Source organism: Enterobacter cloacae complex sp. IR5403 (assembly GCF_049238705.1).
GTDB lineage: Bacteria > Pseudomonadota > Gammaproteobacteria > Enterobacterales > Enterobacteriaceae > Enterobacter > Enterobacter hormaechei_C.
The window spans coordinates 50,271-60,733 of record NZ_JBMKHP010000020.1 but is presented as its reverse complement, the minus strand read 5'-3'; the positions used below and the strand labels follow the sequence as shown (position 1 = coordinate 60,733).

At 57.1% G+C, this 10,463-nt stretch carries 11 protein-coding genes; 7 read left to right on the top strand and 4 right to left on the bottom strand.

Annotated elements, in window-relative coordinates; genetic code table 11:
- Positions 1-92: IS1 family transposase (locus tag ACOTW6_RS20175; RefSeq protein WP_024193989.1), on the top strand; the 92-nt coding region annotated here is incomplete at its 5' end.
- 67 nt (positions 93-159) lie between these two features.
- Here the strand turns inward: ACOTW6_RS20175 and ACOTW6_RS20170 are convergent.
- The gene (locus ACOTW6_RS20170; protein WP_039269867.1) at positions 160-483 is read right to left on the bottom strand and encodes a cupin domain-containing protein; all 324 of its coding nucleotides are present in this window, start codon (positions 481-483) and stop codon (positions 160-162) included.
- A 135-nt stretch (positions 484-618) separates the two neighbouring features.
- Here ACOTW6_RS20170 and ACOTW6_RS20165 point away from each other — a divergent pair, with 135 nt between their 5' ends.
- Positions 619-1,311: an aspartate/glutamate racemase gene (locus ACOTW6_RS20165; RefSeq protein ID WP_213789008.1), complete on the top strand. Its 693-nt coding sequence runs from the start codon at positions 619-621 to the stop codon at positions 1,309-1,311.
- Here ACOTW6_RS20165 and ACOTW6_RS20160 read toward each other — a convergent pair.
- Complete coding sequence (locus ACOTW6_RS20160) at positions 1,306-2,232, bottom strand: LysR family transcriptional regulator (protein WP_023295367.1); 927 nt, start codon at positions 2,230-2,232, stop codon at positions 1,306-1,308. The genes ACOTW6_RS20165 and ACOTW6_RS20160 overlap by 6 nt on opposite strands.
- A gap of 120 nt (positions 2,233-2,352) precedes the next feature.
- Between ACOTW6_RS20160 and lysA the strand changes: the two genes are divergently transcribed.
- Positions 2,353-3,615, top strand: a complete 1,263-nt coding sequence (lysA, locus tag ACOTW6_RS20155) for a diaminopimelate decarboxylase (protein ID WP_213789009.1) — start codon at positions 2,353-2,355, stop codon at positions 3,613-3,615.
- Here the strand turns inward: lysA and ACOTW6_RS20150 are convergent.
- On the bottom strand, positions 3,585-4,622 hold the full coding sequence (locus ACOTW6_RS20150; protein ID WP_213789010.1) for a LacI family DNA-binding transcriptional regulator: 1,038 nt from the start codon (positions 4,620-4,622) through the stop codon (positions 3,585-3,587). The genes lysA and ACOTW6_RS20150 overlap by 31 nt on opposite strands.
- 299 nt (positions 4,623-4,921) lie before the next feature.
- Here ACOTW6_RS20150 and ACOTW6_RS20145 point away from each other — a divergent pair, with 299 nt between their 5' ends.
- The 4 genes from ACOTW6_RS20145 (at position 4,922) to ACOTW6_RS20130 (ending at position 9,007) form a co-directional block, all read left to right on the top strand.
- A complete protein-coding gene (locus ACOTW6_RS20145; protein ID WP_213789011.1) occupies positions 4,922-6,247 on the top strand; it encodes a PTS sugar transporter subunit IIC in 1,326 nt (441 codons plus the stop codon).
- 7 nt (positions 6,248-6,254) lie between these two features.
- Complete coding sequence (locus ACOTW6_RS20140) at positions 6,255-7,682, top strand: glycoside hydrolase family 1 protein (RefSeq protein ID WP_213789012.1); 1,428 nt, start codon at positions 6,255-6,257, stop codon at positions 7,680-7,682.
- Between the two features lie 78 nt (positions 7,683-7,760).
- Positions 7,761-8,534: a GntR family transcriptional regulator gene (locus ACOTW6_RS20135; protein ID WP_003862809.1), complete on the top strand. Its 774-nt coding sequence runs from the start codon at positions 7,761-7,763 to the stop codon at positions 8,532-8,534.
- The gene (locus ACOTW6_RS20130; RefSeq protein WP_213789013.1) at positions 8,531-9,007 is read left to right on the top strand and encodes a GNAT family N-acetyltransferase; all 477 of its coding nucleotides are present in this window, start codon (positions 8,531-8,533) and stop codon (positions 9,005-9,007) included. The genes ACOTW6_RS20135 and ACOTW6_RS20130 overlap by 4 nt, the downstream gene beginning before the upstream one ends.
- On the opposite strand, the gene galR is transcribed toward ACOTW6_RS20130, so the two are convergent.
- Positions 8,962-9,984, bottom strand: coding sequence for an HTH-type transcriptional regulator GalR (gene galR, locus ACOTW6_RS20125; RefSeq protein WP_032669291.1), 1,023 nt, complete (start codon positions 9,982-9,984; stop codon positions 8,962-8,964). The two genes, ACOTW6_RS20130 and galR, sit on opposite strands and share 46 nt — an antisense overlap.
- Positions 9,985-10,463: the final 479 nt, after the last annotated feature.

Genomic DNA, 10,463 nt, shown 5'->3' with positions numbered 1-10,463 from the left:
GGCTGGGACGGAAGTCGCTGTCGTTCTCAAAATCGGTGGAGCTGCATGACAAAGTCATCGGGCATTATCTGAACATAAAACACTATCAATAAGTTGGAGTCATTACCTGAGCCGGTTACGGAATAACTTCAAAAAAGGCGCTCAACTGAGCGCCTTTTTTTATTTCAGGAAATCTTCGCGTACCGGCGTAAAGGTATCCAGCAGGGTGCCGGGTTTCAGGCAAACGCAGCCGTGCATCACGTGCGGCGCTTTATAGAGGGTGTCGCCCGCGGTCACCACATGCTTCTCCTCGCCGATGGTGAACTCAAACTCCCCCGAGAGAACGTAGGTGAGCTGCTCATGCGGGTGGTTATGCATCGGGCCAATCGCGCCTTGTTCGAAATTCACTTCCACCGCCATCATCCTGCCGTCGTGCGCCAGAATACGACGCGTCACGCCGTTGCCCAGATCCTCAAGCGTGGTCTCTTTATGGAAAATAAACATATTTTCGCCCTGTTATGTAATGAAACATTGTTTCAATTAACTTATCGCACCCGCAGAGAAAAGGAAACGTTTAGCCAAATAACTGGAAAGGCGATCACAAGTTTGCTTCACTGGGTGAAATGCACAGGAGGAAAGATGAAAACGATCGGTCTGTTAGGGGGCATGAGCTGGGAATCAACGATCCCGTACTACCGCCTGATTAATGAAGGCGTCAAACAGTGTCTGGGCGGTCTGCATTCGGCCAGCCTGCTGCTGCACAGCGTGGACTTCCATGAAATAGAAGCCTGCCAGTCGAGCGGGGAGTGGGACAAAGCGGGGCAGATGCTGGCGGACGCCACGCTCGGGCTGGAGCGTGCGGGCGCGCAGGGTATTCTGCTGTGTACCAACACCATGCATAAGGTGGCGTCGCACATTGAAGACCGCTGTTCGCTGCCGTTCTTACATATCGCGGATGCCACCGGGCGTGCCATACGCGCCGCCGGCATGACGCGCGTGGCGCTGCTGGGGACGCGCTACACCATGGAGCAGGATTTTTACCGCGGGCGGCTGAACAGCCAGTTCGGGATTGAAAGCCTGATCCCGGAAGAGGCCGATCGGGGGCGCATTAACCAGATTATTTTTGATGAACTGTGTCTGGGCACCTTCAGCGAAACGTCGCGCGCCTGGTACGTCAGCGTGATTGAGAAACTGGCGCAGCAGGGGGCGGAAGGGGTTATCTTCGGCTGTACCGAAATTGGCCTGCTGGTGCCAACAGACCAAAGCCCGATACCGGTCTTCGATACCGCCGCCATCCATGCCGCGGATGCGGTGGAGTTTATGCTGTCATAGTGGTTTTTGCAGGTCAGGTAAGCGAAGCGCCACCTGACGCGCGTGCGCAATCAGGTGTTCACTAAACGCATCAACCAGCGCTGAGGCGGGCCGGTGCAGCGGGCGGATCAGGCTCACGGTAAAGGGAACGGAAACGCTAAAACGGCGCAGAACCACGCCGCTGCTGGCGTAGTCCATGGCCGTGAGCGGGTTCACCACCGAAATACCCACGCCCGCGCGCACCATCGCGCAAATAGACGCCGCACTGTGCGTTTCCATCACCATCCGCCGCTTCACCTGATGTTCGGCAAACAGGCCATCCAGAAGCTGCCGGTAGCTGTCGGTCTGCGACAGGCTGATATAGTTCTCACCGTGAAAATCCGCCGGGGTCAGCACCGTTTTGTGGGCAAGCGGGTGGCTGGCAGGCAGCACGCAGACCTCATCCAGCGACAGTAGCTCCGTGCGTTCCGTTCCCGCTGGCGTGACGAGGGTTTCGGTCAGACCCAGATCGTGGCGCTGGGCCGAAAGCCACTCCTCCAGCAGCGGCGACTCCTGCGGCACGATGGTCAGGCTGACCTCCGGATAGCGGGCCAGAAACGGCTGTAACAGTACCGGCAGGAATGACTGGGAAAAGACCGGCAGGCAGACGATGGACAGCTCGCCCTGGCGGAACTCCCTCAGGCTCTCTGCCGCGCTCACGATCCTGTCCAGCCCGTACCAGGAGCGCTGAACCTCCTCAAACAGACGTAAACCCTGCACCGTTGGATGCAGCCTGCCGCGGGTGCGTTCAAACAGCTTCAGCCCCAGCACTTTCTCAAAACGCGCCAGCTCGCGGCTGACCGTCGGCTGCGAGGTGTGCAGCATGTGCGCGGCTTCAGTGAGATTGCCGGTGGTCATTACCGCATGAAAAATCTCGATATGGCGTAGGTTAACGGCGGGCATAGGGCACCTGATGGCTGAGCGTAGTCCATATCATTTTTGCATAGACTCACGATAAAACGATATTTTTTATTCTCTTCAGGCTATGGCGTAATGATAAAAAACTGATTTCCGGAGACGACCATGCCACGCCCACTCAACCAGACTGAGACCGATTTAAACGCCGATAACCTGCTGCGCCTGCCTGCCGAATTCGGCTGCCCGGTGTGGGTCTACGATGCGCAGATTGTCCGCGAGAAGATCGCCGCGCTGCATCAGTTTGACGTGGTGCGTTTTGCGCAGAAGGCCTGCTCCAATATTCATATTCTGCGCCTGATGCACGAGCGGGGCGTGAAGGTTGACTCCGTATCGCTGGGTGAAATCGAACGTGCGCTGGCGGCCGGGTTTGATCCGAAAGCCGACAGCGACGCGATCGTCTTCACCGCTGACCTGATAGACGACGCCACGCTGGCGCGCGTGCATGAGCTGCAAATCCCGGTCAATGCCGGTTCGGTGGATATGCTGGAACAGCTTGGGCAGGTCTCTCCTGGCCATCGCGTCTGGCTGCGCATCAACCCGGGCTTTGGTCACGGCCATAGTCAGAAAACCAATACCGGGGGCGAAAACAGCAAGCACGGGATCTGGTATGCCGATATGCCTGCGGCGCTGGAGGTTTTACAACGCTACAACCTCAAGCTGGTGGGCATTCACATGCATATCGGGTCCGGCGTAGATTACGGCCATCTTGAGCAGGTCTGTGGCGCCATGGTGCGTCAGGTTATCGATTTTGGTCAGGATCTGGAGGCAATCTCCGCCGGGGGAGGGCTTTCGATTCCTTACCGCGAAGGGGAAGAGGCGATCGACACAGATCACTATTACGGCCTGTGGAGCGCCGCGCGTGACAGCATCGCCGCCCATCTGGGTCATGCGGTGAAGCTGGAGATTGAGCCGGGTCGTTTCCTGGTCGCCGAAGCTGGCGTGCTGGTGGCGCAGGTGCGGAGCGTGAAGGAGATGGGAAGCCGTCACTTTGTGCTGATTGATGCTGGCTTCAACGATCTGATGCGCCCGTCCATGTACGGCAGCTATCATCACATCACCGCGCTTGCCGCCGATGGCCGCGATCTGGTCAACGCCCCGCGCATCGAGACCGTTGTTGCTGGCCCGCTGTGTGAATCCGGTGACGTCTTTACTCAGCAGGAAGGCGGGAAAGTCGAAACCCGTTCGCTGCCAGAGGTAAAACCGGGAGATTATCTGGTGCTGCATGATACCGGTGCGTACGGGGCGTCTATGTCGTCCAACTACAATAGCCGCCCGCTGCTGCCGGAAGTGCTGTTTGATAACGGCGTGGCGCGGCTGATTCGCCGTCGCCAGACCATTCAGGAGCTGCTGTCGTTAGAGCTGGTCTGATTAAACCAGGGCCCTGTTGTCACCGAATCGCGTAACACCAGGGTGCCGGTGAACGGCGGGATCGCTTCAACCGGCTGGTTTTTTGCCAGCCGGATCGCCTGGTCGATCGCCGTGACGATCATGTTGTCGATCGGCAGATACACCGACGACAGGGCAGGCTCCAGCCACTTTGCGCTGGGGGCATCGTCAAAACCAAACAGCGAAATATCCTGCGGGATCTTCAGCCCGGCCTGGTGTAATGCTTTGGAGGCGCCCAGGGCCATATCATCGTTACAGGCAAACAGGGCGCTGAACGATGTCTTTTCCGCAATCAGCTCCTTGCACAGCTCGTAACCCCGCGTCATGCCTGCATCGCCGTATTTAATCCGCCGCTCGTCGAGACGAATACCGTGCTTCTCCAGCGCCTTACGGTAGCCCATCAGTCGCGCTTTACCTGTTGGCGTGTGGATCGGGACGGTGATACAGGCGATCTCCCGGTGGCCGTGGCTTATCAGGTAATCCACCGCTTTGAAGGCCGCGTCCTGCTGTTCAAAGAACACGCAGCGATCCGCCGCCTGGCTCACTTCACGGTTAATGATCACCAGCGGCGTCTGCACGCTGTTGATCAGCTTCAGGATCGTCTTTTCGCTCATGTAACGCGTGTACAGCACGATGGCGTCGCACTTGCGGTCGGCGAGCATCTGCACCGCCTGTTCTTCCTGTTCAGGGGCGTCGTGACCGTCGGTAACAATCAGTTGCTTACCGTGCTTTTCGGTCTGCCGTGACGCCTGCTGTAGCAAACGACCAAAGTAAAAACCGTCGAACGTCGAGACGACCAGCCCAATGCTGTTGCTGGTCTGGTTAGCCAGCGAACGCGCGAGAAAGTTCGGACGATAGCCCAGCTCCTCCATCGCGCGAAATACCTGCTGACGCGTGCTCTCTTTAACCTGACCTGTGCCGTTCAGCACGCGCGAAACGGTGGCCTTCGACACGCCCGCACGCAGTGAGACATCCAGCATTGTTGCCATTCGAAATTCCTGTTTCCACGTAATGGTTTGCAGTTTAACACAGACCATCCGGCGCATAAGCGACGTGGGAAGGGCAAAACCCCATAACGATCACGCTTTTCGGTAACGATCCTTGCCCGCGGGATAAATGCCTGTCATTGGCATGCCAAAATGGTGATAAATCGCAATCTGGAATACCTCTTACCTCATTGAGAGCTTAATCACAGAACAAAGCGCCTGTGGACGCTATTTTTGGCATACCAATAGTATCCGGCTGTCCATCTTATTCAATAAAAGCCCTTTTACTGAGGTATTACCCTATGGCATTTCAGGAAAAACTGATCGACGCTCTGGGCAGTTTTGCCACCACCTTCAACAGTTATCGCTATATCCAGGCGATTAAGTCTGCGTTTATTACCTTAATGCCGGTCATCATTGTGGGGGCGTTCTCGGTACTGATCTCCAATATGGTGCTGGATCCGAAAAACGGCCTGGCGAGCTTTCAGTCGCTGTCGTTTCTTGCGGCATTGAAGCCGATCACCAGCGCGCTCAACTATGCCACGCTCAACTTTCTCAACATCGGCGCGGTGTTTTTAATCGGCATTGAGCTGGGGCGTATTAACGGCATTAAGTCTCTGTTCCCCGGCCTGCTGGCGGTGATCTGCTTTATCTGCGTGACGCCGACGACGGTGGCAATGCTGGTGGACGGCGAGATGCACGTGGTGAAAGACGTGCTGCTGCGCCAGTTCTCGGATACCCGCAGCCTGTTCCTCGGCATGTTTATCGCCATCCTGTCAGTGGAGATTTACTGCTGGCTGGAAAACCGCAAGGGGCTGAAAATCAGGATGCCGGACACGGTGCCGCCGAACGTCGCCGCGTCGTTCTCTGCGTTGCTCCCGGCCATTATCACCACCACCGCCATCGCCACCTTTGGCTTCGTGTTTCATCAGGTTACCGGAATGTATCTCTACGACGCGGTTTACCAGGTGGTGCAACAGCCGCTGGAGCGGGTGGTGCAAAGCCTGCCGGGGATCCTGCTGCTGATGTTTGTCGCCCAGCTGTTCTGGGTGATTGGTATCCACGGCAACCAGATGATCAAGCCGATCCGCGAGCCGCTGCTGCTGGGGGCAATCACCGTTAACATGAGCGCGTTCGAGCAGGGCAAAGAGGTGCCAAACATCATCACCATGCCGTTCTGGGACGTCTATATGAGCATCGGCGGCTCTGGCCTGACCATCGGCCTGCTGATAGCCGTCATGATTGCCACCAAACGTAAAGAGATGAAGGAGATCGCCAAGCTCTCCATCGGCCCGGGTATTTTTAACATCAACGAGCCGGTGATCTTCGGTATGCCAGTCATGCTCAACCCGATCCTGGCTATCCCGTTCATCATCACGCCGCTGGTGACGGGCTCGATTGGCTACTTTGCCACCGTGACCGGATTTGCCGGGAAAGCCGTGGTGATGGTGCCCTGGACCACGCCACCGCTGATCAACGCCTGGCTGTCCACCGCGGGCTCCATGGGGGCGGTGATCACCCAGTTTATCTGCATCGTGACCGCGGTGATTATCTATCTGCCGTTTGTGAAAATTGCCTCACGCCGCGCAGATCAGGCCGCACTGCAACAAGCCACCGATAACGCATGAGGACAGGATGAGCATAAAACAGATAACCATACCGCCAGATTTTATGCTGGGCGCGGCGGCATCGGCCTGGCAGACCGAGGGCTGGAGCGGCAAAAAGCCGGGGCAGGATTCGTGGATCGATCTCTGGTACAAGAACGATCGTCACGTCTGGCACAACGGCTACGGCCCGGCGGTGGCAACCGACTTTATCAATCGCTTTCGCGAAGACGTGGCGCTGATGAAGCAGGCGGGCCTGACGCACTATCGTACCTCCATCAACTGGTCACGATTTTTAACCGACTATGAAAATGCGACGGTAGACGAGGAGTACGCCGCGTACTACGACGCGCTGTTCGATGAAATGCACCGTCAGGGCATTGAGCCAATGATTTGCCTGGAACACTACGAGCTGCCGGGCGTGCTGCTGGAGACCTACGGCGGCTGGGCGTCGAAGCATGTCGTCGGGCTGTTCGTTCGCTATGCGGAAAAGGTGTTTGAGCGCTTTCACGGCAAAGTCACCCGCTGGTTTACCTTCAACGAGCCGATTGTGGTCCAGACGCGCGTCTACCTCGACGCGCTGCGCTGGCCCTATGAGCAGAACACCAGCACCTGGATGCAGTGGAACCACCATAAGGTGCTGGCGACGGCGAAAGTGGTGAAGCTGTTTCGTGAGAAAGGGTATAACGGCACGGTGGGCTGTATTCTTAACCCGGAAGTGACCTATCCGCGCTCGCGCGCGCCGCACGACGTGCGGGCGGCAGAGATGTACGATCTGTTCTATAACCGCGTCTTTCTCGACCCGCTGGTACACGGACGCTATCCGCAGGCGCTTTTTACCCTGCTGGCGCAGCATCAGGTGCGGTGGGATTACACGGCTGACGAGCTGGCGCTGATTGCCGACAACACCGTCGACGAGCTGGGCATTAACCTCTATTACCCGCATCGCGTCAAAGCGCCATCCCGCGCCTGGCACCCGGAGACGCCGTTCCATCCGGCGTACTACTACGAGCCGTTCGAGCTGCCGGGGCGGAGGATGAACACCTCCCGCGGCTGGGAGATCTTCCCGCGCATTATTTACGACATGGCTATGCGGATTAAAAACGACTATCGCAACATTGACTGGTTTGTAGCGGAAAGCGGGATGGGCGTGGAGAATGAAGCGCAGTTTCGCAATCGCGACGGGATTATCGATGACGCGTACCGCATCGCGTTTATCAGCGAACATCTTTATTACACGCTGCTGGCGCGGGAGGCGGGGGCTAACTGCCACGGCTATATGCTGTGGGCGTTCACCGACAACGTCTCCCCGATGAACGCGTTTAAAAACCGCTACGGGCTTATTGAGATCGACCTTGAAAACCATCGCGCACGGCGGGCAAAGAAATCAGCGTCCTGGTTCCGCCAGCTGCGCGATGAGCGTGTGCTGACGCTCAGGGTTGACGATGAATGGAAGTAAGCCTTCTGGTAAAATAGCGCAAAAACTGGCCGGGAGGACGTCCGGCCCGCGCATTAACTGAAAAACACAGGTGAAAACGTGGATAAGGCTGTCATCCTGCCGGAAAAAAAACAGTACCAGGAGATTGGCGAGGATTTACGGGCGCAGATTATCCAGGGGCATTATCCCGTGGGATCGCGTCTGCCGCCGGAGCGCAACATCGCCGAGACGTATGGCGTGAGCCGCACTATCGTGCGCGAGGCGCTGCTGATGCTTGAGCTACAGGGGACGGTGGATATTCGCCAGGGGTCTGGCGTGTACGTGATGCGCATTCCGGAGGAGCATGAAAACGAGGAAGAGCGTTTTCTGAACAGTGACGTGGGTCCGTTTGAAATTCTCCAGGCGCGTCAGCTGCTTGAAAGCAACATTGCCGCCTTTGCCGCAAAAATGGCGACGCGGGCGGATATCGACAACCTGCGCCGCATCATCGAGCAGGAGCAACGGGCAATTGCCGCCGACGATCGCAGCCAGGACAACAACAAAATGTTCCACCTGGTACTGGCGGGGGCCACACAAAACCAGATGCTGCTGGCGACCGTTGAAAGCGTCTGGCATCACATGGACAGCAGCCCGCTGTGGCAGCAGTTCAACGGCCACATCGCCAGTCGCGCCTGGCGGCTGAAATGGCTCGGCGACAGGCAAACCATTCTCGCTGCGCTCCGCCGCCGCGACGTGATGGGGGCATGGCAGGCGATGTTCCAGCATCTTGAAAACGTCAAAAAGAGCCTGCTTGAGCTGTCAGACGAAGACGCGCCCGATTTTGACGGCTATCTCTTTGAATCGGTCCCCCTTTTCCAGGGGAAGCTGGTGTGAATATACTGCCGCTTCACGCTGCGCCGCAGTTTACACAGCAGGTGATCGACTGGATCTGGAACGCGTTTGGTGAAGGTATGCCGCGTGCCTTTTTCCAGAGCATTGTCGAGCACAGCCTGACGCCGGGCGAGTTACCGCTCACCTTTATTGCCGTTGAGGATGACCAGCTGCTGGGCACGGTTGGGTTATGGCGTTGCGATTTAATTTCCCGGCAGGATCTCCACCCCTGGCTGGCTGCGCTATATGTCGATGAAGCCGCCCGGGGAAACGGGCTGGCGGGAAAACTTCAGCAGCATGTTATCGGCTACGCGCGACGCGCCGGGTATCACGAGCTTCATCTCTGGTCTGCCTGCCGCGACTTCTACGAACGTTACGGCTGGCACTACATCGGCGATGCGCTGGAATACCCGGATAAAATCGTCCATCTCTATCGCTGTTCGCTCACGGCTTCCGCGGGCGATACCACCGAGTGACGGCGCACTAAGGTTGGGCTGAACAGGTGGGTAATTTCCGGTGGCGGGCGATGCTCGGCCAGCGCTAACGCCAGTTCTGCCGCCTGCGTTGCCATGGTCACAATCGGGTAGCGCACGGTGGTCAGGCGAGGGCGCACGTAGCGCGATACCAGCACATCATCAAAGCCAATCAGCGAAATTTCTGCCGGGACGTCAATCCCGTTATCATTCAGCACGCCCATTGCGCCGGCGGCCATGGAGTCGTTATAGCTGGCCACGGCGGTGAAATTCCGCCCGCGGCCCAGCAGCTCCGTCATCGCCTGCTCGCCGCCACTCTCATCCGGTTCTCCGTACGCCACAAGACGATCGTTGCACGGCAGACCGGCTTCACGCAGCGCGTCGTAATAGCCCTGAAGGCGATCTTCCGCATCGGAAATTGGGTGGTTGGAGCACAGATAACCAATTCGGGTATGGCCCTGCTGGATCAGATGACGGGTTGCGAGCCATGCGCCGTAACGGTCGTCGAGCGCCACGCAGCGGGTTTCAAAACCGGGAATAATACGGTTGATAATTACCATCCCCGGTATCTGTTTCATCAGATGGATCAGCTCGGCGTCGGGGATCATTTTGGCATGGACCACCAGCGCCGCACAGCGATGACGGATCAGTTGCTCAATGGCCTGGCGCTCTTTCTGTTCATTGTGGTAGCCATTACCAATCAGCAGGAAATTACCGGTGTGATAAGAGACTTGTTCTACGGCTTTGACCATCGCACCGAAAAACGGATCGGATACATCCCCGACCACCAGCCCGATGGTTTCTGTCGACTGCTGGGCAAGGGCGCGCGCGTTGGCGTTAGGGTGATAATTCAGGTTTTCCATGGCGTCCTGCACGGCCTGGCGCGATGCATCACTCGCTTTAGGGGAGTTGTTGATCACGCGGGAGACGGTCGCGACGGAAACACCGGCCAGACGAGCCACATCCTTAATTGTCGCCATTCGATACCTTCTTATAGGGGTAAGCGTTTACACACTAACTAGTGTTGCGGAAAAGCGGCGCGCATTCAAGGGGAGCGGGTAAGCGTCCTCTGCAAACGTGAAGCAGAACATCCCTCGCGGTGTAATCGTTACACGGCCAGTCATGTCTGAATAATGTCAATCTGAACCTTTAGTTACACTTTGCCTCAGGCTGTTGCGATTGTCCGTTAGCAACGATGCGTTGTGAATTGCTAGAGTCGAGATCCCAGAGGTATTGATAGGTGGAATCAACTTCGGTTGATTAACACGATTTACACCAACCTGCGTTTTACGCAGGTTTTTTTTGCCTGTAAGTTCAACCTGTAACAGCAAAAGAGAATATTCACACCTGGTTGCACTTCGGCTCATTCCCTTGCGTTTTCCCGCTGGCGAAGCCTGTCGCCGGAGGTCACAATCAAGATCCCAGAGGTATTGATTGGTGAGTATTCCTGGTACGTTTT

Excerpts from the sequence above, each read along its gene's own strand:
- ACOTW6_RS20150 (WP_213789010.1), bottom strand. The coding sequence starts at position 4,622 with ATGGCAACAATGCTGGATGTCTCACTGCGTGCGGGCGTGTCGAAGGCC.
- ACOTW6_RS20160 (WP_023295367.1), bottom strand. The coding sequence starts at position 2,232 with ATGCCCGCCGTTAACCTACGCCATATCGAGATTTTTCATGCGGTAATG.
- ACOTW6_RS20165 (WP_213789008.1), top strand. The coding sequence starts at position 619 with ATGAAAACGATCGGTCTGTTAGGGGGCATGAGCTGGGAATCAACGATC.
- ACOTW6_RS20140 (WP_213789012.1), top strand. The coding sequence starts at position 6,255 with ATGAGCATAAAACAGATAACCATACCGCCAGATTTTATGCTGGGCGCG.
- ACOTW6_RS20170 (WP_039269867.1), bottom strand. The coding sequence starts at position 483 with ATGTTTATTTTCCATAAAGAGACCACGCTTGAGGATCTGGGCAACGGC.
- galR (WP_032669291.1), bottom strand. The coding sequence starts at position 9,984 with ATGGCGACAATTAAGGATGTGGCTCGTCTGGCCGGTGTTTCCGTCGCG.
- lysA (WP_213789009.1), top strand. The coding sequence starts at position 2,353 with ATGCCACGCCCACTCAACCAGACTGAGACCGATTTAAACGCCGATAAC.
- ACOTW6_RS20145 (WP_213789011.1), top strand. The coding sequence starts at position 4,922 with ATGGCATTTCAGGAAAAACTGATCGACGCTCTGGGCAGTTTTGCCACC.